Annotated in this window: 25 protein-coding genes; 10 read left to right on the plus strand and 15 right to left on the minus strand. The window is 45.7% G+C overall.

The window, feature by feature from the left end; translation table 11 throughout:
• Positions 1-99: 99 nt before the first annotated feature.
• The 6 genes from JC606_RS20260 to JC606_RS20285 all read right to left on the minus strand — a co-directional run bounded on the left by JC606_RS20260 (position 100) and on the right by JC606_RS20285 (position 5,278).
• A complete protein-coding gene (locus JC606_RS20260; protein ID WP_105025639.1) occupies positions 100-1,053 on the minus strand; it encodes a DUF2860 domain-containing protein in 954 nt (317 codons plus the stop codon).
• A gap of 210 nt (positions 1,054-1,263) precedes the next feature.
• Positions 1,264-1,863 (minus strand): thiol:disulfide interchange protein DsbA/DsbL, encoded by a 600-nt coding sequence (locus JC606_RS20265; protein ID WP_198779306.1) that lies wholly within the window; start codon positions 1,861-1,863, stop codon positions 1,264-1,266.
• A 55-nt stretch (positions 1,864-1,918) separates the two neighbouring features.
• Positions 1,919-2,905: a serine/threonine protein kinase gene (locus JC606_RS20270; protein ID WP_137407583.1), complete on the minus strand. Its 987-nt coding sequence runs from the start codon at positions 2,903-2,905 to the stop codon at positions 1,919-1,921.
• Positions 2,906-2,976: 71 nt separating this feature from the next.
• Positions 2,977-4,395: a cytochrome c oxidase accessory protein CcoG gene (gene ccoG / locus JC606_RS20275; protein WP_137407558.1), complete on the minus strand. Its 1,419-nt coding sequence runs from the start codon at positions 4,393-4,395 to the stop codon at positions 2,977-2,979.
• A 321-nt stretch (positions 4,396-4,716) separates the two neighbouring features.
• Positions 4,717-4,980: a YihD family protein gene (locus JC606_RS20280; protein WP_137407557.1), complete on the minus strand. Its 264-nt coding sequence runs from the start codon at positions 4,978-4,980 to the stop codon at positions 4,717-4,719.
• Positions 4,981-5,110: 130 nt separating this feature from the next.
• Positions 5,111-5,278: a hypothetical protein gene (locus JC606_RS20285; protein WP_170222445.1), complete on the minus strand. Its 168-nt coding sequence runs from the start codon at positions 5,276-5,278 to the stop codon at positions 5,111-5,113.
• Between the two features lie 283 nt (positions 5,279-5,561).
• Here JC606_RS20285 and JC606_RS20290 point away from each other — a divergent pair, with 283 nt between their 5' ends.
• Positions 5,562-6,353: a sporulation protein gene (locus tag JC606_RS20290; protein WP_137407556.1), complete on the plus strand. Its 792-nt coding sequence runs from the start codon at positions 5,562-5,564 to the stop codon at positions 6,351-6,353.
• Positions 6,354-6,494: 141 nt separating this feature from the next.
• A complete protein-coding gene (gene trhA / locus JC606_RS20295) occupies positions 6,495-7,148 on the plus strand; it encodes a PAQR family membrane homeostasis protein TrhA (protein ID WP_102425182.1) in 654 nt (217 codons plus the stop codon).
• On the opposite strand, the gene JC606_RS20300 is transcribed toward trhA, so the two are convergent.
• The 6 genes from JC606_RS20300 to def form a co-directional block, all read right to left on the minus strand.
• Positions 7,145-7,720, minus strand: a complete 576-nt coding sequence (locus tag JC606_RS20300; protein ID WP_198779307.1) for a DUF3157 family protein — start codon at positions 7,718-7,720, stop codon at positions 7,145-7,147. The genes trhA and JC606_RS20300 overlap by 4 nt on opposite strands.
• Positions 7,721-7,746: 26 nt before the next feature.
• On the minus strand, positions 7,747-9,192 hold the full coding sequence (locus JC606_RS20305) for a TrkH family potassium uptake protein (RefSeq protein WP_198779308.1): 1,446 nt from the start codon (positions 9,190-9,192) through the stop codon (positions 7,747-7,749).
• 47 nt (positions 9,193-9,239) lie between these two features.
• Entirely contained in the window at positions 9,240-10,616 is a 1,377-nt protein-coding gene (gene trkA / locus JC606_RS20310; protein WP_004739332.1) for a Trk system potassium transporter TrkA, read from the minus strand.
• 110 nt (positions 10,617-10,726) lie between these two features.
• Positions 10,727-12,007, minus strand: a complete 1,281-nt coding sequence (gene rsmB, locus JC606_RS20315) for a 16S rRNA (cytosine(967)-C(5))-methyltransferase RsmB (RefSeq protein WP_004739334.1) — start codon at positions 12,005-12,007, stop codon at positions 10,727-10,729.
• 89 nt (positions 12,008-12,096) lie between these two features.
• Positions 12,097-13,044, minus strand: coding sequence for a methionyl-tRNA formyltransferase (gene fmt / locus JC606_RS20320; protein WP_004739337.1), 948 nt, complete (start codon positions 13,042-13,044; stop codon positions 12,097-12,099).
• Positions 13,045-13,079: 35 nt separating this feature from the next.
• Complete coding sequence (gene def / locus JC606_RS20325; RefSeq protein ID WP_004739338.1) at positions 13,080-13,595, minus strand: peptide deformylase; 516 nt, start codon at positions 13,593-13,595, stop codon at positions 13,080-13,082.
• 129 nt (positions 13,596-13,724) lie between these two features.
• On the opposite strand from def, the gene JC606_RS20330 reads away from it, so the two are divergent.
• Genes JC606_RS20330 through JC606_RS20345 form a run of 4 tightly spaced genes read left to right on the plus strand, consistent with a single transcriptional unit; the run spans position 13,725 to position 16,980 of the window.
• Entirely contained in the window at positions 13,725-14,810 is a 1,086-nt protein-coding gene (locus tag JC606_RS20330; RefSeq protein WP_198779309.1) for a LysM peptidoglycan-binding domain-containing protein, read from the plus strand.
• Positions 14,807-15,919: a DNA-processing protein DprA gene (dprA, locus tag JC606_RS20335; RefSeq protein ID WP_105025634.1), complete on the plus strand. Its 1,113-nt coding sequence runs from the start codon at positions 14,807-14,809 to the stop codon at positions 15,917-15,919. Before JC606_RS20330 ends, dprA begins: the two co-directional genes overlap by 4 nt.
• A gap of 2 nt (positions 15,920-15,921) precedes the next feature.
• Complete coding sequence (locus tag JC606_RS20340; protein ID WP_029235095.1) at positions 15,922-16,398, plus strand: DUF494 family protein; 477 nt, start codon at positions 15,922-15,924, stop codon at positions 16,396-16,398.
• Positions 16,399-16,410: 12 nt separating this feature from the next.
• Positions 16,411-16,980: a DNA topoisomerase family protein gene (locus tag JC606_RS20345; protein ID WP_137407549.1), complete on the plus strand. Its 570-nt coding sequence runs from the start codon at positions 16,411-16,413 to the stop codon at positions 16,978-16,980.
• A 76-nt stretch (positions 16,981-17,056) separates the two neighbouring features.
• Here the strand turns inward: JC606_RS20345 and JC606_RS20350 are convergent, their stop codons facing one another.
• Together JC606_RS20350 and purE are read right to left on the minus strand one after the other, a co-directional pair.
• The gene (locus tag JC606_RS20350; RefSeq protein WP_102425850.1) at positions 17,057-18,187 is read right to left on the minus strand and encodes a 5-(carboxyamino)imidazole ribonucleotide synthase; all 1,131 of its coding nucleotides are present in this window, start codon (positions 18,185-18,187) and stop codon (positions 17,057-17,059) included.
• A gap of 5 nt (positions 18,188-18,192) precedes the next feature.
• Positions 18,193-18,678, minus strand: a complete 486-nt coding sequence (gene purE, locus JC606_RS20355; protein WP_004739348.1) for a 5-(carboxyamino)imidazole ribonucleotide mutase — start codon at positions 18,676-18,678, stop codon at positions 18,193-18,195.
• Between the two features lie 195 nt (positions 18,679-18,873).
• On the opposite strand from purE, the gene JC606_RS20360 reads away from it, so the two are divergent.
• The 4 genes from JC606_RS20360 to JC606_RS20375 all read left to right on the plus strand — a co-directional run bounded on the left by JC606_RS20360 (position 18,874) and on the right by JC606_RS20375 (position 21,564).
• Positions 18,874-19,431, plus strand: coding sequence for an L-threonylcarbamoyladenylate synthase (locus tag JC606_RS20360; protein WP_102425851.1), 558 nt, complete (start codon positions 18,874-18,876; stop codon positions 19,429-19,431).
• A 20-nt stretch (positions 19,432-19,451) separates the two neighbouring features.
• Complete coding sequence (gene hemF / locus JC606_RS20365; RefSeq protein ID WP_137407547.1) at positions 19,452-20,369, plus strand: oxygen-dependent coproporphyrinogen oxidase; 918 nt, start codon at positions 19,452-19,454, stop codon at positions 20,367-20,369.
• 77 nt (positions 20,370-20,446) lie between these two features.
• Complete coding sequence (gene aroE, locus JC606_RS20370; protein ID WP_137407546.1) at positions 20,447-21,277, plus strand: shikimate dehydrogenase; 831 nt, start codon at positions 20,447-20,449, stop codon at positions 21,275-21,277.
• Positions 21,278-21,294: 17 nt separating this feature from the next.
• Positions 21,295-21,564 (plus strand): DUF1488 domain-containing protein, encoded by a 270-nt coding sequence (locus JC606_RS20375; RefSeq protein ID WP_102425854.1) that lies wholly within the window; start codon positions 21,295-21,297, stop codon positions 21,562-21,564.
• Here JC606_RS20375 and JC606_RS20380 read toward each other — a convergent pair.
• Positions 21,561-22,106 (minus strand): gamma carbonic anhydrase family protein, encoded by a 546-nt coding sequence (locus JC606_RS20380; protein ID WP_137407545.1) that lies wholly within the window; start codon positions 22,104-22,106, stop codon positions 21,561-21,563. The genes JC606_RS20375 and JC606_RS20380 overlap by 4 nt on opposite strands.
• Positions 22,107-22,474: the final 368 nt, after the last annotated feature.

The raw sequence follows: 22,474 nt of genomic DNA on the forward strand, positions 1-22,474 counted from the left end.
AGTTCAAAAAAAATCCCCAAGCGTGGCTTAGGGATTTGTGTATAAGAGACAGGCATAGATACAGGCTTTGGTTTGATAGTGCATCCGTATCGGCTGGGGTTAGAACTTGTAGTTCAAGCCAACAGAAACAATGTATTGAGACTCATCATAGAAGGTAATATTCGAGTCGCTCGTGCCGTAACCTGCAAGAGAAACGAACGACCAGTTTTCCCAATCCATGAATTGATCATATTCATATGCGGCGAATAGGTTGATGTTGTCATCACTGCGCTTCTTTTGGAAAGTCATGCTGCTTGCATCGTAAGAGCGCTGATTGTAACCCGCTGTTAGTGCGTATTGGTGACGACCCATACCACCAAACAAGCTAACCTCACCACCGAACTGTTCGAACGATGCCGCATCGCCTTCTGCATCACTGGATTGATAAATTAAAGACGGCACTAACATCATGGTGCTGCTGATAGGTTGGCGATACTGACCTTTTATGTAGAAGGTATCGGCATCGCGCTTTAGTACGTCTTCAACTAGATCGTTTTTCACATCTTTAATTGCGTAAGCCATATCTAGTGAGAACGCAGAGCCAGCAATACTTTCTAGTTTTAGACGGAACGCATTACCGGTTTCATCGGTTTTACTACGAGATGAGCTCGTGTTGTATGGATCAGCCCAAGTTTCACCAGACATTATCGTCGGCAGAATGGATGCGTCAATCACCATGCCAGAATTAAGCTGGTATTTATAACCTAACTCAAGCACTACAGTACCCGTTGCCACGTCATCACGTGCAGTACCAGTATAAACCTGATGGTTTAGCGTTTCACCAAAGGTATAAGCAATGTGGCCGAGAGGTGAAACTAAAAATGAGCTATCAGACGAAGCTTTTTGATTGGTTGAGGAGATCTTACTGTCAGCGTCGGTATTAAAGTTTGAGGTCGAAGATGTGACACCTGTGTTGATAGAGATTTCACCACTGAAGCCTTGCTCATCAGCAAGCTTGGCAAATGCGGGCGCAGCGGCAACACTAAGCGCTAATAATGTATATTTGATTTTCATTCAGAGGCTCCTTGCCCCAGTGATTGGTAGCAATAAATCGATATTGATAAAAAGCTGTAGAAAACAATAACGCTTAAAAGTTCACTTTATCGTGTGTCTTATAAGTTTTGACTGAACCGTGTCCCCAAACAATATTTTTGTGAGAGATAACTAAAAAGTGCCTGGTGCAAAAAAGGAAGCCAAAGCTTCCTTAATTTGGATTTTGATTTTTTACTTTTTCAGTAAGAAGTTAACCAATTCGAAGTATTCATCTAGGCCGTTGATGCCTTGTGCTTCTACTAGGTAACGATTATTTACTATAACGGCAGGAACACCAGAAAGGCCGCTATCTTTGAATGCTTTATCAAAGCGACGAACCATGGAATCTACTGCAAAGCCGTTGTAAGCCGCATCAAACTTCTTCGTATCAATCCCTTCATCTATAAAGATTTGACGCAGTTCTGCTTCATCGCGTGGTGGCTTGCGCATATTGTGAATGCGGTTAAACATCACTGGTACCATTTTGTCTTCGACTTTTAGTGCAATCATAGTCGCGTAAGCTTTGCTCATTGGCAGGCCCATCTTGCCACCCATGAATGAAACATGGTTTTTCTGCAGCGTAGCGTCTTTCGGTAACTGCTGTTTTAGCTGCTGGATGATAGGTTCAAAGCTATTACAGTGTGGGCAGTAGAACGAGAAGAATTCAGTTACCATAGGTTTCTTTGATGCTTTTAGATCAAGAACTTTATAGTGCTCACCTTCGTTAAATTTCGCAGCGTGAGCTGACAGGCTCAACATGATCAATGAGAAAAATGCGAATAGCTTTTTCATTTATTCAATCTCCATTATGTTTGAATTTTTATCTAGTTATATGTTGCGATTGCGGTTACCACTGAGGCATTAACGAAAGTGGTGGCTCTTGCAGGGTAGCAATTTGTTCTTTACAAGCAAGTACTTGTTGCTCCCAATATTTAGGGTCATTGAACCATGGGAAGGCCAACGGAAACGCTGGGTCGTCCCATCGCTTAGCTAACCATGCCATGTAATGCACCATACGTAGACCGCGCAGGGGCTCAATTAGTTTCAGTTGTGAGCTATTAAAATCGCAAAACTCTTGGTAATTCTCTAGCAGAATATCCAGTTGCATCAGCTTATCTTGGCGTTCACCATTCAGCAGCATCCATAGGTCTTGGACGGCTGGGCCGTTACGTGCATCATCGAGATCGACGAACATTGGTCCATCGCGCCATAAGATATTACCTGGGTGGCAATCACCATGCAGGCGGATGTTCTCAACGTTGTTCGGCCATTGACTCTCTAACTCTTTGATCAGCAAGTCGATGTCGTTAAAGAAGGCGCTCTCTAGATGCATCGGGATAAACTGAGAGTTTTCTAATATCTTACGTGGTTGATGCAGATATTCATTTAGGCTGATCGTCGGACGATGCTGAAAGGTTTTCGCTGCACTCGCCTTATGAATTCTGCCAAGGAAACGGCCAACGCCTTCTAATTGCTCCAGATTATCCACTTCATACTGTCTGCCACCGACGCTCTCAAATAGCGCGAACAGGTAGCCTTGATACTCATGCAAGGTAGCACCATTGATACGCATTGGAGGCGCGATGGGAATTTCTTGGTCGATGAGCTCCAGTGCGAAGTCATGTTCTTCTTGGATCTGTGCTTTGTTCCAGCGCTGAGGGCGATAAAACTTAACGACGTAGCGTTTACGGTCTTCATCGGTGAATTGATAGACCCGGTTTTCGTAGCTGTTCAGAGCAAGGAGCCCGGACTCAGCTCGTACCCCAATGCTCTCCAGTGCGTACCACATGAAGTCGGGGGTCAGGTTATCAAAGTTAAAGGCTTGCATCGTCATATAATAAAAAAGGCTCATTACTGAGCCTTTTTCCATTTATTAGGTGTTATACCAATCGTGTGTGATTAGTATCAGAGCTTCTTGATAAAGCGGCTTTCTACTTCCATCGTAAACTCTTCATTATCCGAGAGTATAAACTGAATTGTCGAAACAGGTGAGCTCAGTTTCTCAGGATCGGCACCTAGACTGATAGGTAGGTTCAAAACCTCGCCCGGAGCAACCGTCACAGTCTGCTTGCCGTACCAAATTGCACCTGGTAATCCGTTGACTTCGAGCTTGTACTCTTGTTCTTGTTGAGTCTTATTGATCACTTTGAGGGTATAGGTGTTTTCAACTAGCCCTTGAGTGTTGACTCTGAACAGTTGGTTTCTATCACGCAGAACGCTTAATCCTGCTGGGTCGACGCTAGCGATTTGTACAAAGAACAAGCCAAGCATAAGAACAAGTATTGCACCATAGCCCAATAACTTAGGACGCATTACTTTAGTCGATCGTCCTTCAAGCCTATGCTCCGTAGTGTAGTTAATCAGTCCTTTGTCATAGCCCATACGCTCCATGGTCTTGTCACAAGCATCAATACACGCACCACAGTTAATACATTCGTATTGCAGGCCGTCACGGATATCAATGCCCGTCGGACACACTTGCACACACAAGTTACAGTCAATACAGTCGCCAAGACCAAGCGCTTTTGGATCCGCCTTGCGAGAACGAGGTCCACGGTTCTCACCACGCTTGTTATCGTAGCCTACGATAAAGGTGTCTTTATCAAACATCGCAGATTGGAAGCGAGCATAAGGACACATGTGCAGACACACAATCGAACGCATCCAACCAGCGTTGGCATAAGTACAGCCTGCAAAGAACAGCACCCAGAACACAGGCCAGAACGATGAATTAAAGGTAAAGAAGCCAACCACCAGCTCTTTGATTGGAATGAAGTAACCGACAAAGGTTAAACCGGTCGCAATCGCAATCGCCCACCACGCAATGTGTTTGAGGGTTTTTCTGACCATTAGATTGGTGGTCAGTTTGCCGGAATCTTGTTTTCTTCGCTTATTGGCAGCACCTTCCAGTTTCTCTTCGAACCAGATGTACATGAAGGTCCACACGGTTTGTGGGCACAGGTAGCCACACCATACGCGGCCCAAAAAGGTGGTGATAAAGAACAGGCCAAATGCGGCAATCATGAATAAGATTGCGAGTAGGGTCAGATCTTGCGGGTATAGAGTGGTGCCAAAGAAGTTGAACTGTTGGCTACCAATATCGAGCAAGATTGCTTGTCGCTCACCAAATGGAATCCATGGGATCAGCGCAAAAAGTAAAAGTAAGAACCAACCACCGTAGCGGCGTAATTGTTGGAATTTACCTTTGCTTTCTCGAACATAGATTCGGTTACTTGGGTTAAATCGATCTCCATTACCTTTATGTGTCTTAGGATTAAAGGTTTTAGGAGTCACATCTTTGATATCGATTTTATCCTGACTCATGGACTATCCTTTTGGTGGCTATACCCTTCTTCGAGAGTATTGACGACATTGCTTTAAAAATATGATGTTAGAGGATCTAAGCTTAAGTTTGGTGCAAGGCTGAAAGAGCACTCACTCTTATATTTTAGAAGATCCTTATGGGTGGCGATTATAGCGACAATCTTGTTCTCATTTCTTTAACGCAATCAACCTTTAACAACAAAAGTCATAACAGTTGTGACGAAAAAATAGCGAACAGAAACAAAAAAGCGACCGAGTGGTCGCTTTTTTAAATTGAGCTATTTATCTATAACGCAATGGCGTTTTAACACACAGAGGTGATTAAAGTAGGCCACGCGCTTTTAGGATTGCGGTTTTGAAATCGTCTTCTTGGTCTTTTTTAAGGCCAGGAATCATTTCATCTTTTTCGCTGTTGCGCATTTTCAGATGGTAGATAAGTACATCATCAGTCAGGTCTGCAAGCTTGCCATCGTAGCCTGCTTCTTTTGACAGCTTAATGATGAACTCTAATAAGTTAAGCTCTTGATCTTTCTGCCACTCTGGCTCCATCAGTTCAAGCAGTTCTTCTATGCGGTGACACTTCATACATTATTCTCCACAAATTTTATAATGATTTGTGGTTAAGGTATCAAATCGGTTAAGGAATACCAATGTGTAAACGCATTTCCAGAGTATGTCGGGCAAGAAAAAAGCGCAGTAAAAACTGCGCTTTTTGTTAAGCGGCTTTAATTACTTTTGTTGTAGTCGGTGCTAATAAAGCAGTCTTCTCAACTAAAGTCATTGTAGGAGCCAATTTCTTTGCCATTGGAGCAGCAACAAAGCCACTACGACGACGCATCGCACTACGGTTGGTGTGCGAGAACCTGACAGCTGTTGGGCGCATTAATTTACCTAACGGTCAGGCATATCCATTGCCAATCTAATGGCCTGATTCACTATGAGATCCGCCTCAATTGCTTGAAGAGTCACTCGTCTGGCTTCCGCCAATCCGAATAATAAATCAGGATAATGATATGCATGCATATCGGGTATTAGATTATCACTATCTCAGTTATCGATCGACGCTTGAGTGATAAATAGACGATATTAGAGTTAAAATTGTGTGAGCAGTATATTTGAGTTTGAACCTCTTTCAGGCTTAAGATGATGCTTTAAAGGAGGTGCATATGTCGTTCTTAAAGAAAACGTTAGCAAGTTTTGGTATTGGGTCGGCTAAGGTCGATTCTGTATTGCAACAGGAAGTGCTGTATCCAGGGCAAAAGGCGAGCATTATTGTGCATGTGTATGGTGGCGCTCAGCCGCAGGAGATCGACAATATCGATCTTAATCTGTGCTGTCGTTACGTCAAAGAAGTCACCATGAACTCGCAAAGGCAAGAGGGCGGCCAAACACGCCGCATGCATCAGACATACTCACTAGCGAAATGGAGCCTGCCATACGCGTTTGTGATTCAGCCGGGTGAAACTCGCGACTTTGAGTGTGAGTTTGATGTTCCGTTGAACACACCGGTGACGATTGGCGATTCTAAGGTATGGCTGGAAACTGGATTAGACATTGCGATGGCGATCGATCCGTCGGATAAAGATATCTTAACGGTTCGCCCAGATGCACTCCTTGATGGCATTTTCAATGAACTGGAGGCTCAAGGGCTACGTATTCGTCAGGTTGAGTGTGAAGCGGTTGATGGCTTTGAACTGCCGTTTGTTCAAGAGTTTGAGTTTGTTCCAACTACTGGGCCATATCATGGTCGCTGGCGCGAGCTGGAGGTGGTTGCTCATCGTGATGAGAAAGAACTTAAGCTATGGTTTGAAATAGACCGTAATCGTGACGGCGCAAAAGGTATGTTGGCAAGCTTGTTGGGTATTGGTCAATTACATCGACAGCTGAGCGTGCCACTTGATACCTCCCCAGAAGAGGCGGGTAAGATAGTCATTGAGTATCTAGAAAACGCGTCTTAATATTCTTCTGAATAAATGATGTCTAAGGGATCACTGTCTTCGATCTCTCAGAGCTTTACATGTCATAAAAATTTAAGCTTACACGTGTACGCTTAATGTGTAATACTAGCGTTATCGAACATTTACTCTAGTAGGATAATCATGTCTGCATCATCGGCGAGCGAATACAGTGACATCGAAGAACGCGCCAATGCGATAACCCATGGCTTAGGCGTTGTACTTGGCGTGGTTGGTCTAATCCTGCTACTGATCCGTGCGTTTGACCATCAAGCCGACACACTGACGATTGCCAGTATGGCGGTGTATGGCAGCAGTATTATTCTGCTGTTTCTTGCTTCTACGCTTTACCACTCTATCACCACCGAGAAAACCAAACGTCTGCTGAAAACTCTCGATCACTGCGCGATTTACTTACTGATCGCGGGCAGCTACACACCATTCTTACTGGTTAGCTTAAGAACGCCATTAGCCATGGGATTGATGGCGGTGATTTGGGGAATTGCGCTGGCCGGCATCATTATGAAGATAGCCTTCGTCTACCGATTTAAGCGCTTGTCATTGGTGACTTACCTAGCTATGGGCTGGTTGTCATTGATCGTGGTGTATCAACTGGCGATGAATATTGAGATGGGCGGCTTGGTGCTACTAGCACTCGGTGGCGTGATTTACTCGTTAGGTGTGATTTTCTACGTAGCAAAACGCATCCCTTACAATCATGCCATCTGGCACTTGTTTGTATTGGCGGGCTGCGCTTGCCACTTCTTCGCGATCTATCTGTATGTGACTCCGGTTTAGCGAGTCAGTACTTCAACGATTTCTGCTTTAATTTGGTACTCAGGATGTTGCTCAACCTCTAGCTTGATCGAGGTGCCTTCAGAATCCGTTTTTGGTCGAAGGTAGGTATTTGCCATACGCTTGATTGATTTCCAAACGGCGACCGTCTTCTCTTCTAAAAGCTCACCGCTGGCAGAATACAGGTCGAGCTTTACCGACACCAAGATCACAGCTTGTGTGCTTTGATTGGTAATCGCCGTTGGGATAATAAGCTCACCATCTTCATAGTGGCTAGCACCGAGTACCACATCAACCCCTGATTGTGACAGCTGTAGGCTTGGCTTCTTGCTATCTACAACAATCGTCGTACCTTGCACATTCGTTGCAATCGGAACGGCGACAACAGGTGCGGCAGCAACAGGCACCGTGCTCTTTGATGTTACTGCTTCTTTTGTTTGCTGCTGTGGTACCACGTATTGCCACGTGAAATCATCTTTCAGCAATATCTGTTTGCCATCTTGCAGAGTCACCATCTGATCGGCCAATGCCGAACTGCTCAGCAGTGCGCTTGCGATAAGTAGGTATGATTTCATCTCTATATCCTTAAGTATTTGGGTAACTAGCGTCGCCAGAAGGCTGGGAAGAATAAAACGATAAGCGTCAGGATCTCGAGTCTTCCCATCAACATGCCGAAGCTTAGTAACCATTTAGCGCCGTCTGGCAGTGGAGCAAAGTTACCTGTTGGACCAATAACACTACCCATTCCCGGACCCACGTTAGCAACTGCAGTCACTGCACCAGAGATACTGGTGATTGGGTCCAATCCCATCGCACTCAAACCGCCAGCGATCAAGATAATCGTAATCAAGAACATCAAACCAAATGCTACCAATGAGCGCACGATATCGTCGCTCACAGGACGTTGATTGTAGCGTTGAACAAATACGCCTGATGGGTGAATCAACTTCATCATCTGTTTGTGAAGCATCGTCATCGCTATCTGGAAGCGGAATATCTTGATGCCGCCCGAGGTTGAGCCTGAACATGCGCCAGCCATCATCAAGAAGGCAAACAAGGTGGTTGGTAGTGCGCCCCATGCTGTGAAGTCTTCCAAACCAAAACCGGTAGTGGTGACCACGGATACGATGTTGAACATAGAAATACGCAGTGCATCCAAAACGGTGTAGCCATCTCTCACTACTAGCCATGCTGAAATTACCGCGCTGGTGAATAAAAACAGGTAGGTGAAGCCTTTCACCTGAGCATCTTTGTAGAGGATAGACAGTTTTCTACCACGCAGTGCGCTAACAAAAAGTAGGAATGGTAAGCCACCAAGGAACATGAACACTGTGCCAACCCAGTGAGCGCTGTTCGAGAAGTGGTTCATCGAACCGTCTGAGGTTGAGTAACCGCCAGTCGATAGTGTGGTAAACGAGTGGTTGATGGCATCAAACACGCTCATGCCTGCAAACAGGTAGCTCACTAGGCATAAGCCCGTTAATACCAGATAAACCGCTACGATGTTCTTGGCGACGGTTTTTGCTCGTGGGCTGCTTTTATCGGACCAATCGGAAGATTCCGTTTGGAATAGGCGCATACCACCGACGTTAAGCATCGGCAGTACTGCCACCGCCATTACGATGAAACCAATGCCACCAAGCCATTGCAATATCGAGCGCCACAGTAGGATGCTTGGTGCCATGCCGTCTAAGCCACTTAATACCGTTGAACCTGTTGTGGTAATACCGGACATAGTTTCAAAGTAGGCATCGGTAAAGCTGATGTGATTGATGAACACAAACGGCAGTGCGGCGAAGGCACTGGCTATTGTCCATACCAGAGAGGTGATCAGGAACATATCCCGCACCCCGAGTCGGAACTTAGCAGAGCGGCCCAAGCTCAAGCAGATGAACGCTACGATGTGCGTGATCACTACGGATTGACCGAATTCGAGAAAACCACCGGTACCGGTAAAGAAGGCTACTAGTGTTGGGATGTACATGAAAAGGGCCAGTTTTGATAACACTAACCCTATCACTAATAATATAGGACGAAAATTGACCATAGCTTAATGCCTGAGCGCGTTCTACGTGAAGACTTATGAAAAAAAGGCTACAAGAAGAACGGACTCGGTTGGAAAAGAGACTCAACATCAGGCACGTACTTCTTGTCTACTAGGAACATTACTACGTGGTCATCTTGCTCGATCACGGTTCTATCGTGCGCAATAAGCACCTCTTCTCCGCGAACAATCGCACCAATAGTGGTACCTGGTGGTAGTTTGATATCGCCAATCGCTCGGCCAACCACTTTCGATGTGGTTTCGTCACCGTGGGCAATCGCTTCGATAGCTTCAGCAGCACCGCGACGTAGAGAGGATACGTTAACAATATCAGCACGACGAACGTGAGTAAGTAGCGCAGAAATGGTCGCTTGTTGTGGGGAGATTGCAATGTCAATCACACCGCCTTGCACAAGGTCTACATAGGCACCGCGCTGAATCAGTACCATTACTTTCTTAGCACCCATGCGCTTAGCCAGCATTGCCGACATGATGTTGGTTTCATCTTCATTGGTTAGGGCAATGAATACATCAACCTGATCAATGTTCTCTTCGGTCAGCAGCTCTTGGTCTGCTGCATCACCACAGAATACGATGGTGTTTTCTAATTCTTCAGATAGCTTCTCTGCACGTGTATAGCTGCGCTCGATAAGCTTGATGCTGTAGCTCTGCTCAAGGCGTTTCGCTAGGCTTGCACCGATGTTACCACCACCAACGATCATAATGCGGCGGTACGGTTTCTCTAGGCGCTGTAGCTCACTCATTACTGAACGGATATGGTTACTTGCCGCTACAAAGAACACTTCATCATCGGCTTCAATGATGGTGGTGCCTTGTGGGCGAATAGGGCGACCTTGACGGAAGATAGCCGCCACACGTGTATCGATGTGCGGCATGTGCTCACGTAAAGCAGACAGGGCATTACCAACCAGTGGACCACCGTAGTAGGCTTTTACCGCCACTAGGCTGACTTTCTGTTCTGCGAAGCTCACCACTTGTAGTGCGCCTGGGTATTGAATCAAACGCTCAATGTAGCTGGTCACCAGTTCTTCTGGTGCGATCAGGTGATCGACAGGGATTGCGCCTGATTTGAACAGCGCTTCTTTCTCTTCCAGATATTCTGGAGAACGAATACGTGCAATTCGGTTTGGCGTATTAAAAAGAGAGAAGGCAACCTGACACGCGGCCATGTTGGTTTCATCCATGTTGGTTACTGCAACCAACATGTCGGCATCTTGCGCACCCGCTTCACGTAATGTGTTTGGGTGGCTGGCATAGCCGTTTACAACCCTAAGGTCATATTTATCTTGAAGTTCACGTAGTCGGTCGGCATTACGGTCGACGATCGTGATGTCATTGTTTTCACCCACTAGGTTTTCAGCAAGGGTACCGCCTACTTGTCCAGCACCTAGGATAATGATCTTCATAGCCTTTCTCTTATTTTTGCCGTTGTAATTCTAGTGTTCTCATTTTGCTTTGATAATGCACTAGAAAGAAACAGCGGCTAAGAAATAAAATTCTTAGCCGCTGTTAATTGTTATGCCTGTTTTACTAGAACTGCGTAGTAGAAGCCATCCATATCTTCTTCACCAGGCAGTATTTGACGACCCGGATTTTCGATATCAGACCCAACTAGCGTCGCGTTCTCAGTACGTTCTAGGAATGCTTTCACCTGCAGAACGTTCTCTTGTGGTGTGATAGAACATGTTGCGTAAACCATAGTGCCGCCTTCTTTCAGCTGGCGCCACATTGCATCCATAATCTCACTTTGTAGCTCCGCTAGTGCTTCAATATCTGATGCACGACGCAGCCATTTGATGTCTGGGTGACGACGGATTACGCCAGTCGCAGAACAAGGCGCATCAAGTAGGATACGGTCGAACTTATCGCCCATCCACCACTCTTCAGGGTAGCGAGCATCGCCACAAATTACGTCGGCACGCAGTTGTAGGCGTTCAAGGTTATCGTAAACGCGGTCTAAGCGTTTAACATCACAGTCAATCGCAACCACTTCTGTGTCGTTAGTGTGCTCAAGAATGTGTGCGGTCTTACCGCCTGGTGCTGCACAACAGTCTAGGATCAGCTCACCGTCTTTTGGTGTTAGGTAATCAACCGAAAGCTGAGCCGCTGCGTCCTGTACTGAAACCCAACCTTTGTCGAAGCCTGGCAATAAAGTTACATCACAAGGTGAAGCCAATTTTATTGCATCCGCTGCTTCTGAGTGCAGGGTGTATTCAATGTTTTCGTTTTTAAGCAGTTCAACATACTCGTCACGAGTGTGGTGCTGGCGGTTTACGCGCAGCCACATTGGTGCCTTGCTGTTGTTAGCTTCAATCAGTTGCTCCCATTGATCTGGGTAGCTTTCTTGAAGCATTTTTAGAATCCAGCTTGGGTGGCCGTATTTGCCCGCATTGTGGCTTACTGCTTTTTCATCCAGCTCTTCTTGGTCACGTAGGTAGCTACGTAATACTGCGTTGATCAAACCACTTAGGCTTGGACCACGCAGTGTTTTGGTGCCCTCAACCGTTTCCGCAACAGCTGCATGCGAAGGGATGCGCATGAAGCTCAGTTGGTAAATGCCCACCAAAATTAGGTGGTGGAATACGCGCTTTTTACCTTTAAGCGGGTTTTCCATCAGTTCGTTAGCGATTGACTCTAGACGAGGCAGGTAACGAAGTGCGCCGTAGCAAATCTCTTGCAATAGAGCATGGTCTCGCGGGCGGATCGTTTTTTGAGCCGCAGGGAGAGCGTGTGAAAGAGAGTGGCCTTTATCGACAACTTGAAATAGGACATTTGCAGCAGCAGCGCGAACATTCATGAGGGGTACCGAATATTTATTTAAATACATGAGGGCATCTCTGCCCTCGTAAAGGTTTTCTAAGCTGCGTTATGGCAGCTTTAAAGCGGTTAAGAAAGTTGAGTTCCAACTTCAAACCAGCTTGCACGAGAGTTCAAGATATCCTGAACTGACATGGCTTTTTTGCCTGGAACTTGTAGCTGTTCAAGAACAAGTACACCTTGCCCTGTTGCTACATAGATACCAGTTTTATCGGCTTGCAGAATGGTACCTGCAGGCTTATCAGAGGTTTGCTCTGCCACACGGCTTTGCCATACCTTGATGCTGTTTTCTGCAGCTTCAAAGTGGCTCATTGGCCATGGGTTAAAAGCACGAACGCAGCGCTCAATATGAGCCGCGTCATCACTCCAGTTGATACGTGCTTCTTCTTTGCTTAGCTTCTTCGCATAGTTCGCAAGCTCATCGTCTTGCTTTTCAGCGACTGCTTTACCTGAAGCGATGTCGGCTAAACACTCAACTAGAGCGTCAGGGCCAAGGCCCGCTAACTTCTCGTACATCGATGCACTAGTATCTGTTGCTTCGATTGGTAACGTCGCGATACTCAGCATGTCACCTGTGTCTAGGCCGATATCCATCTGCATGATCGTAACGCCAGTTTCTTTATCACCTGCCCAGATAGAGCGTTGGATCGGAGCAGCACCACGCCAGCGCGGTAGGATAGAGCCATGTACATTGATACAACCTAAGCGAGGTGTATCAAGTACCACCTGTGGTAGCAACATACCATAAGCGACCACTACCATAATATCGGCATTAAGGGCTGCCAATTCTTGCTTAGCCTCATCTGATTTGAAGTTCTCTGGTTGATAAACCGGAATTTCGTGCTCAAGTGCGAGTTGTTTTACTGGTGGCGCAGATAGTTTTTTTCCGCGGCCTGCAGGGCGATCTGGATTAGTATAAACCGCAATTACTTCATGCTCCGAAGACAACAACGCCGCCAAGTGACGGGCGGCGAAATCCGGAGTACCTGCGAAGACAATTCTTAAAGACTGACTCAAGGTAGGCTTCCTTCTTAATTTACTAATAGCTGCGATTATTTGCCTTGCTTCTCATTGAAGCGTTTGATTTTCGCTAGCTTATCTTGAATACGTTTACGCTTAAGTGGCGATAGGTAATCAACAAATAACTTGCCTTCTAGGTGGTCAAGCTCGTGCTGAACACAGATAGCTAGAAGGTCATCAGCGTCGAAGGTGAATTCGTTGCCGTCACGGTCTAGTGCTTTAACCGTTACTTCTGCAGCGCGAGGTACTAGAGCTCGAGCGCCAGGTACAGATAGACAACCTTCTTCGATACCATCTTCGCCGCGCTTCTCGATAATTTCAGGGTTGATAAGAACCATTGGTTCATCACGCGTTTCTGAAATATCAATGACTACGATACGCTGGTGGAAATCTACCTGCGTTGCCGCAAGGCCGATACCTTCTTCGTCGTACATGGTTTCAATCATGTCATCAACGAACTTTTGAATCTCTGGGGTAACTTCTTTTACCGGTTTCGCCACGGTACGTAGACGATCATCTGGTAATGTTAATACTTGTAATACAGACATATACACTCGAAATATTGAACTGTGCCGAAACAGCTTTAACCTTGTTGGCTCAATTCTAGACATTTTAGAGGTCAAATGACAGCATCCTGATGGTAATTCTCCAAATATACAGACCAAGGAAGCTAGGTCATGCGTCATGTTTACTCCACTTTATCGCTTGTTTTTTCCTCAATTTCTTTTGTCGTGGTGGCAGAAAATAGTGAGCAACCTTTAACCATTAAGCGAGGTGCGCCTGAAGCCTATGTGGTGGTTAAGGGCGACACCTTGTGGGATATCTCAGCAATGTATCTCGATAGCCCTTGGTTGTGGCCAAGGTTATGGCAGGTGAACCCAGAGATAGAAAATCCTCACCTTATTTATCCCGGAGACAAACTGTCTTTGGTTTGGATTAATGGCGAACCTGTGTTGAGCCTCAAGCCGGTTATCAAACTCAGCCCTAAGATTCGTGTCTCTGAGAAGAAAGCAGTGCCTACTGTCAATGAGGGGTTGGTTTTGCCTTATTTGCAGTCTGATCGCTTGGTTGAGCAACAAGATATTGAATCGGCGCAACGAGTGTTGGGAACAAGCGATGGAAAACGCTTCTTGTCTGGGGAAGACCGATTATTCATATCTGGAAACCAGCAGCACCCTAAGTGGGGTATTTACCGCGCCGTTGAAACTTATCAAAGGCAGCATCCTCAAGCGAGTATCACTTCTTTGCGCTTAGTTGCCACTGCACGCTTAAAAGAAGTGGATGCTGAGTTCAGTAGATTACAGATAGAGACTCAGCTGCAAGAAGTTCTGCTTAACGATCTAGTATTGCCAGATCTGGACGTCGACCAAGTGAATCTTTCTACCACCTTCTATCCAACTCCCAGTGCTGCGGGGCAGTTTGCCAATATTTTAGGTTCTCTCGAGGGTAATCAATACAGTGCGAAAAATCAGGTAGTTGTGATCAACAAGGGCTTGCATGACAATCTTCGCCAAGGCTCCATGTTTACCCTCAGTGAAAGTGGTGCGGTTGTGTTCGGCAAACAAGGTGAATACAGTTACAAAGAGTCTTCAGCGAGTAATAAAGTGCAGCTACCAAGTACCTCACTGGGCAGCCTTATGGTCATTCGACCTTATGAGTATTTTAGCCTCGCCCTGATCACTCAAAGTTCAAAGCCAGTAAGCAATGACATTCTAGCGATATCTCCTTTGGATCTAGCTGTGACGGAAGAGGGAAGCGAGTGAATGAACAGCAATTGATCGCTTGGTTAACGTTAAGCTTTATTCCGCAACTGGGTGGAAAGCGTCTTGCTCGCCTACTGAGTGTTGATTCTCCTTTAAACATTGTTGGTTACTCAGGGCAACAGCTGCAGGCATTGGGCTTATCAACTAAACAAATCGCTTATCTACGAGATCAAGCCCCAAGAGAGGTAGAGGCTTGTCTCGCTTGGCAGGCTAAACAATCCAACCATCACATCCTTACTCCGAGTTGCCTACACTATCCTAAATTGTTGAGTGAGATAGCTTCAGCACCCACAGTGCTTTTCGTCAAAGGTAATGTTGAAAAGCTGATAGAGCCTCAAATTGCTATGGTCGGCAGCCGTAATGCCAGCATCGAAGGCTTACAGACTGCGAAATCATTTGCCAAAGAGTTTGTACAAAATGGCTTGATTGTCACCAGCGGTTTAGCCTTAGGTATCGATGGCTATGCTCATGATGGTGCGTTAGAAAAAGGAGGCGAAACCTTTGCTGTGCTAGGGTCTGGCTTGGATTCTATTTATCCTGCGAGACACAGAAACCTCGCGGCTAGGATATGTGAAAGTGGGGCGCTAATCTCAGAGTTTCGTCCAAGTGCCAAACCGCGACCTGAACATTTCCCGCGTCGCAATCGTATTATTAGTGGCTTATCGTTAGGAACCTTGGTGATCGAGGCTGCAGAGAAGAGTGGTTCACTAATTACCGCTCGCTACGCTTTGGAGCAAGGGCGTGAAGTATTCGCGCTTCCAGGCTCTATCCATAGCCCAACGAGTCGTGGAGGCAATAGCTTAATCAAAGCTGGTGCTTGCTTGGTACAGAGTGCTCAAGATGTCTTGGTTGAAATAAAGAGTCTGTTAGACTGGTCTATAGACCAACAGCCTAATTTATTCGAACCTGCGCCAAGCTTGGAGGAAAATGAACAATTGCCATTTCCACATCTGTTAGCTAACGTAGGATTAGAGGCGACACCCGTTGATATTTTGGCACAGAGAACCCATATACCTGTGCATGAAGTCATGATGCAGCTTTTAGAGCTTGAGCTCTCAGGGCATGTTGTTGCAGTTTCCGGTGGCTATATTCGAAAGGGGAGAGGCTAGCTATGATGATGGACATACTGATGTACTTGTTTGAAACCTACATCCATAGCGATTCTGAATTGCAGGTGGATCAAGACGAACTTGAAGATGAACTTCTTCGAGCGGGGTTTCACCAAGATGATATTTATAAGGCTCTCCATTGGTTAGAAGACCTTGCTGCACTGCAAGATACCGATAACCAAGCGGCGATTACTATGTGCTCTAATACCTCGATGCGTGTTTACACAAGTAAAGAGATATCACGTATTAATATGGAGTGTCGTGGTTTCTTGTTGTTCCTTGAGCAGATCAACGTTCTCACGACAGAGATTCGTGAAATGGTGATTGATCGTGTGATGGGGTTAGAGACCAATGAATTTGAGTTGGATGATCTGAAGTGGATTATCTTAATGGTACTGTTCAATGTACCGGGTAATGAAAGTGCTTACACGCAAATGGAAGAGCTGTTGTACACCAAAGAGCAAGGTATCTTGCATTAATACAGGCTTATCATGAGTAGTAAGATTGATAATCAGCTTTTTTCAGCACATGAACATGCACTAGAGCATGAACCGTGTCCACAGTGTGGCGGAGAGCTTCAGCTTCGCCATGGTAAGCACGGCCCGTTTTTAGGCTGTAAGCAATATCCAAGTTGCGACTACATCAAGCCTTTGCACCAAAACGATGGTCATGTAGTGAAAGAGCTGGGTGTACCGTGCCCTAAATGCCAAAACGAGCTGGTGTTGAGGCAAGGTCGCTATGGCATGTTTATTGGTTGTAGCAGTTACCCTGCGTGTAATCACATCGAATCTTTAGACCAGCCCAAAGAACAACCTGAAGAGCAGCCGTTGGTCGGCTGTCCTGAATGTGGCAAAGGCCATTTGGTCGAGCGTAAATCTCGCTACGGCAAAACTTTCTACGCGTGTGATAACTACCCTAAGTGTAAGTTTGCAGTAAACCAGCCGCCTATTATCGGTCGTTGTGAAGCGTGTCAGTTCCCGCTGTTACTTGAGAAGAAAACAGCTCAAGGGATGAAAAAGCAATGTGCGGACCGCAAGTGTCATCACATTCAATCTGAATAGCTTTAAGTTATAGAAATAAAAACGGCGCTCACTGAGCGCCGTTTTTTGTATCTAAACCAACCAAAGCCATGTTGGCTTATTTCATTTGCTCAGCAAATTCATGAATAGCTGGATAAGCTTTTTTGTCGAGGATATCTGCCAGAGAACATAATGTTCTTTGCAGTTCGGCGTTGTAGTCTGCGCTCACGTTAATGTGACCCATCTTACGGCCTGCTCGTTTCTCTTTACCATACCAATGAACATGACAACCGCCTTGAGCCAAAATAGCGTCAGGTAGAGTATCTTCACCAAGGATGTTGATCATTGCGGTTGGACGAATCAGCTTGGTGCTACCTAGTGGCATTCCACAGACCGCACGAAGGTGATTCTCAAACTGACAAGTCTCAGCACCTTGTTGTGTCCAGTGGCCAGAGTTATGAACTCGTGGTGCAATCTCGTTAACCAACAGTGAACCTTGAACGTCAAAGAACTCAAGTGCTAGCACGCCAACATAATCTAAGCGCTCAGCAACCGCGGTAAACATGGCTTTCGCTTGTTCTTGCAGCTCAATATCATCAATTGCGGTCGATAGGCTTAATACGCCATCGGTGTGAACGTTTTCTGCCAATGGGTAAACTTGAACCTCTCCATTGGTTCCACGAGCGCCAACCAGTGATACTTCACGGTCGAACGGAACAAACTCTTCTGCCACAATTGCTTGATTGTCGGTTGCAGCAATGCACTCGGCCATTTCTGTCCAAGTTGCTTCAACGTTGTCTAAGGTCTTTAAACGCCATTGGCCTTTGCCATCGTAGCCACCAAGTGTGCTCTTCAACACCATAGGTAGGCCAACATGAGCAATTGCTGCGTCAAAGTCTTCACGAGCATTAATCACATAGTACTTGGCGTTTTTTACGTTCGCTTCGTCTAACAGCGCTTTTTCAAGGCGACGGTCACCGCCAGCTTTGATTGCTTGTGTGGTCGGTAAGAACTTACCGCTGCGCTCACATATTTCAAGCACATCATGAGGGATGTGTTCGAATTCAGCAGTAATGACGTCCGCGCACTCAATCGCATTTTCTAAGCCGTTGCCTAGAATCGCTTGCGTTAATGGATGAACAATACTTTTGCTGCCAACATCAAAAGCAGAAATTTCAATATTCAGCGGTGCCCCAGCTAGGGACATCATGCGAGCAAGTTGGCCCGCGCCTAACACAAGAACATGCATGGGAATTAGTCCTCTGCAGGGTTTGGATTAGCAAGCACCGTTTCTGTTTGCTCAGAGCGGAACGCTTCTACTTTCGCCATTACTTCTTCATTGTGTGTACCAATGATTTGAGCAGCTAGGATGCCAGCGTTCGCTGCTCCCGCTTCACCGATAGCTAGAGTACCCACTGCGATGCCTTTTGGCATTTGCACGATAGAAAGCAGAGAGTCCATACCTTTCAGGGCTTTAGACTGAACCGGAACACCAAGTACAGGTACGCTTGTGAAAGCAGCCGCCATGCCTGGTAGGTGTGCAGCACCGCCAGCACCAGCAATAATGACTTTAATACCGCGCTCTTTTGCACTGGTTGCGTAGTCTGCAAGCAACTGAGGTGTGCGGTGAGCCGAAACCACTTTTGTTTCGTACGCTACGCCAAACTGATCCAACATGTCCGCAGCTAGCTTCATTGTTGGCCAATCAGATTTAGAACCCATGATAATACCGACAGTCATCTCAAACTCCTTCAGGTACGATTTAATTAGTGATTAGATATTTTGCGCGCATTATACGGGTAAAATTGCTTTAGGAAAACGTTTGCGTCAGTCTAAATTGCCAATTGATACATTTTATAAACAAATAGCTTTAGTAACAGTGAGTGATAATTTGTACACTTAGCGAGTTCGATAACTGACTTAATGAGGCAACCCGTGGATAACTTTCAACATACATTGCAGGCATTACAACAGGGCGAAGTCATTGCTTACCCGACCGAAGGCGTTTTTGGGGTTGGTTGTGATCCTGATAATCCACATGCCATCAAGAAATTACTCGAGTTAAAACAGCGTCCAGTTGAAAAGGGCTTGATCTTGATTGCGGCAAGTTACGAGCAGCTGCTGCCTTATATTGATGAAAGCCAACTGACCGATGAGCAACTAGCGACGGTTAAAGCAACATGGCCGGGGCCGGTCACTTGGATCATGCCAACCAGTGCTAAAGTGACTGATTGGGTGAGTGGTCAGTTTGATTCAATCGCTGTGCGAGTGACGGATCACCCTTTGGTTCAAAGAATGTGTAATGAATTCGGTAAGCCGTTAACCTCTACCAGTGCTAACCTGACGGGCGAACCACCTTGTATGACGACTGAAGAAGTACATCAGCAACTTGGCCAACACTTGGTTGCGATTCTTGAAGGGAAAACGGGTGGTCGTGACAAGCCAAGCGAAATCAGAGATGCAAAAACGTCGAAAATATTAAGACAGGGTTAAACTCTGCAAAGGAAAGTAAAATGTCAGCAATTGATAAAGAAGCAGTAAAGCAGTTTTTACTGAGCCTACAAGATTCGATTTGCCAACAGCTTGAACAGGCTGATGGTAGTGCACTATTTAAAGAAGACGCATGGGAACGCGAACCTGGCGATCGCCTTGGTGGCGGTGGTCGTACTCGTGTTATGACTGACGGTGTGGTCTTTGAACAAGGTGGTGTAAACTTTTCTCACGTTGCAGGTAAGGCAATGCCCGCTTCAGCAACGGCTCATCGCCCTGAATTAGCCGGGCGTAAGTTTGAGGCAATGGGCGTATCGTTAGTTATCCACCCTAAAAACCCTTATATCCCAACCTCTCATGCTAACGTTCGATTCTTTATTGCCGAAAAAGAAGGCGAAGACCCTATCTGGTGGTTCGGTGGTGGGTTCGATCTAACGCCATTCTATCCTTTCGATGAAGATTGCCAGTCTTGGCATCAAACCGCTAAAGATCTGTGTGCGCCATTTGGCGATAACGTGTATCAAGAACACAAAGAGTGGTGCGATAAGTACTTCTATCTACCTCACCGTGATGAAACGCGTGGTGTTGGTGGTCTGTTCTTTGATGACTTAAATGAGTGGGGCTTTGAAAAGAGCTTTGCTTACATGCGAGCTGTTGGTGAAGGCTATGCTGCGGCATACCTACCGATTGTTGAGCGTCGCAAAGAGACACCTTATGGTGAACGTGAGCGTGACTTCCAACTTTACCGCCGTGGTCGCTACGTTGAATTCAACCTAGTCTATGACCGTGGTACCTTGTTTGGCCTACAAAGTGGCGGGCGAACAGAGTCTATATTGATGTCTATGCCGCCATTGGCTCGCTGGGAATACCGTTACGAACCTCAAGCAGGGTCACCAGAAGCGTTGCTTTATAGTGACTACCTAAAACCTCGATCTTGGTAGTTCTTCCTTCCTTATAGGGATAGTGATAGGGTCATCTATATAGATGACCCTTTTTATTATTTCTGTTAGGTAAGGATATGACACAGCAAGTAGATCGTTATGCCGTTTTCGGTAACCCTATTGGGCAAAGCAAATCGCCATTCATCCACACGTTATTTGCTCGCCAAACTAACCAGCAGCTTACCTATACAGCACTGCAGCCAGAACATGGCCAGTTCATTACCTCAGCTAAAGCCTTTTTTAGTGAAGGTGGAAGAGGGTGTAACGTCACAGCACCATTTAAAGAAGATGCTTATCAGTTTGCTAATCGATTGACTGAAAGAGCTCAACTAGCTGGTGCCGTTAATACATTGAAGAAGCTAGATGACGGAGAAATCATTGGTGATAACACTGATGGTGAGGGGCTTGTTCAAGATTTACTTCAACACCAAGTAGTATTAGAGGGAGCTCGAGTTCTCTTACTGGGTGCTGGTGGCGCAGCAAGAGGAGTGATTCAACCTTTGCTTGATCAAAAGCCACAGCAATTAGTGGTGGCTAACCGCACCAGTTCAAAGGCTGAATTGTTAGCTGAAATGTTTGCTTCGCATGGAAACATAAAAGGGACGGGGCTAAGTGATGTGAACGAAGGCTTTGATGTCATTATTAACTCCACGTCATCAGGTCTAAGTGGTCAACTACCAGAAGTTTCTCCAGCTATCTTCAACGATAATAGTGTCGTCTACGATATGGTTTATGGTTCGGGCAATACGGTATTCAACCAATGGGCATTAGATAATGGTGTTCATGCTGCTTATGACGGCTTGGGGATGTTAGTAGGGCAAGCGGCTGAGAGTTTCATGTTGTGGCGTGGTCTTCGCCCGGGCACAAAACAGATTTTAAGAGAATTACGTAAGAACCTAGAGATATAACAAGGTATTCAGAAAAAATGAATCAATCAATCCTATTCCCAGATATCCAAGACTGGGATGAAGAGTGTCAATCTATTATCTTCCCAGCTCAGCAGTCAGGCGCACTGATTGAGTGTGAAGTGTCGATTGAAGAGTTGTCACGATTATCAGACAAAGAAATCGAAGGCGGCGAACAAGCTTTGGCTATCTTTGCAGAGCTTCGTTTTGATATTGAAGAGTTAGCGGAAGAGTTAATAGAAGAAGAGGAGTATGACTCCTCTAATCGAATTCAGATTAAAGCGCTTTAAACGGGAAGCACAGAGTCTAGATAGTCGTTTTTATTCTGAACATAGTTGTCAGCCGACTTTTGTAAGAAAGCACGTTCCTTATCATGCAGTGGGCGTGCTTGTTTAACTGGGCTTCCTACATATAGATAGCCACTTTCAAGCACCTTGTTAGGTGGAACCAAACTTCCTGCACCAATCATCACGTCTTGTTCGACGACCACACCATCTAATACGATAGCGCCCATACCCACGAGCACACGATCTTTAATCGTGCAACCATGTAGCATCACTTTATGGCCGATAGTGACATCATTGCCGATTAATAGAGGATAACCTTCAGGGTTCTCAGCATTCTTATGGGTAACATGGAGAACACTACCGTCCTGGATATTAGTTCTATCGCCAATATGGATATGATTCACATCTCCTCGAGCGGCGACTAAAGGCCATACACTAGAGTCATCACCAATTTTGATATCACCAACAAGTACTGAGCTTGTATCTATATAGACACCTTGTCCGATCTGAGGTGATATACCTTTGTAACTACGTATTGAACTCATAAATCCTCCTTTATATAGGCACCATAAGCCTTTAATTATGGAGAATACTAGTGAAAATGGCGTGTTTTGAACAAAAAATACTCGAACAATCAAAAAAGTAAGAAAAACTTAAAAAAGGGCTTGCCAGTGTGATCGAAATCTCTATAATGCCACCTCGCTGACACGGGATGGCTTCTTAGGAAACCAAAACGAATCAGTAAGCCAAATTAGCCAAGCTAAGCGCTTGAAAAAAGTTTTGAAAATAGTGGTTGACACTAAAACTTAAATCGCTAAAATGGCCGTCCGATTTGAGCGAAGCTCAAAAAGGAAAAGCTCTTTAACAATTTAAACCTATCAATCTGTGTGGGCACTCGTTGATGAATATCAAA

This window comes from Vibrio sp. IB15, assembly GCF_016406055.1.
Lineage (GTDB): Bacteria > Pseudomonadota > Gammaproteobacteria > Enterobacterales > Vibrionaceae > Vibrio > Vibrio chagasii.

What these genes read in the sequence shown, in the direction of transcription:
- JC606_RS20260 (WP_105025639.1), bottom strand. Translation starts at nt 1,053, where the DNA reads ATGAAAATCAAATATACATTATTAGCGCTTAGTGTTGCCGCTGCGCCC.
- JC606_RS20265 (WP_198779306.1), bottom strand. Translation starts at nt 1,863, where the DNA reads ATGAAAAAGCTATTCGCATTTTTCTCATTGATCATGTTGAGCCTGTCA.
- JC606_RS20270 (WP_137407583.1), bottom strand. Translation starts at nt 2,905, where the DNA reads ATGACGATGCAAGCCTTTAACTTTGATAACCTGACCCCCGACTTCATG.
- ccoG (WP_137407558.1), bottom strand. Translation starts at nt 4,395, where the DNA reads ATGAGTCAGGATAAAATCGATATCAAAGATGTGACTCCTAAAACCTTT.
- JC606_RS20280 (WP_137407557.1), bottom strand. Translation starts at nt 4,980, where the DNA reads ATGAAGTGTCACCGCATAGAAGAACTGCTTGAACTGATGGAGCCAGAG.
- JC606_RS20285 (WP_170222445.1), bottom strand. Translation starts at nt 5,278, where the DNA reads ATGCGCCCAACAGCTGTCAGGTTCTCGCACACCAACCGTAGTGCGATG.
- JC606_RS20290 (WP_137407556.1), top strand. Translation starts at nt 5,562, where the DNA reads ATGTCGTTCTTAAAGAAAACGTTAGCAAGTTTTGGTATTGGGTCGGCT.
- trhA (WP_102425182.1), top strand. Translation starts at nt 6,495, where the DNA reads ATGTCTGCATCATCGGCGAGCGAATACAGTGACATCGAAGAACGCGCC.
- JC606_RS20300 (WP_198779307.1), bottom strand. Translation starts at nt 7,720, where the DNA reads ATGAAATCATACCTACTTATCGCAAGCGCACTGCTGAGCAGTTCGGCA.
- JC606_RS20305 (WP_198779308.1), bottom strand. Translation starts at nt 9,192, where the DNA reads ATGGTCAATTTTCGTCCTATATTATTAGTGATAGGGTTAGTGTTATCA.
- trkA (WP_004739332.1), bottom strand. Translation starts at nt 10,616, where the DNA reads ATGAAGATCATTATCCTAGGTGCTGGACAAGTAGGCGGTACCCTTGCT.
- rsmB (WP_004739334.1), bottom strand. Translation starts at nt 12,007, where the DNA reads ATGAATGTTCGCGCTGCTGCTGCAAATGTCCTATTTCAAGTTGTCGAT.
- def (WP_004739338.1), bottom strand. Translation starts at nt 13,595, where the DNA reads ATGTCTGTATTACAAGTATTAACATTACCAGATGATCGTCTACGTACC.
- JC606_RS20330 (WP_198779309.1), top strand. Translation starts at nt 13,725, where the DNA reads ATGCGTCATGTTTACTCCACTTTATCGCTTGTTTTTTCCTCAATTTCT.
- JC606_RS20340 (WP_029235095.1), top strand. Translation starts at nt 15,922, where the DNA reads ATGATGATGGACATACTGATGTACTTGTTTGAAACCTACATCCATAGC.
- JC606_RS20345 (WP_137407549.1), top strand. Translation starts at nt 16,411, where the DNA reads ATGAGTAGTAAGATTGATAATCAGCTTTTTTCAGCACATGAACATGCA.
- JC606_RS20350 (WP_102425850.1), bottom strand. Translation starts at nt 18,187, where the DNA reads ATGCATGTTCTTGTGTTAGGCGCGGGCCAACTTGCTCGCATGATGTCC.
- purE (WP_004739348.1), bottom strand. Translation starts at nt 18,678, where the DNA reads ATGACTGTCGGTATTATCATGGGTTCTAAATCTGATTGGCCAACAATG.
- hemF (WP_137407547.1), top strand. Translation starts at nt 19,452, where the DNA reads ATGTCAGCAATTGATAAAGAAGCAGTAAAGCAGTTTTTACTGAGCCTA.
- aroE (WP_137407546.1), top strand. Translation starts at nt 20,447, where the DNA reads ATGACACAGCAAGTAGATCGTTATGCCGTTTTCGGTAACCCTATTGGG.
- JC606_RS20375 (WP_102425854.1), top strand. Translation starts at nt 21,295, where the DNA reads ATGAATCAATCAATCCTATTCCCAGATATCCAAGACTGGGATGAAGAG.
- JC606_RS20380 (WP_137407545.1), bottom strand. Translation starts at nt 22,106, where the DNA reads ATGAGTTCAATACGTAGTTACAAAGGTATATCACCTCAGATCGGACAA.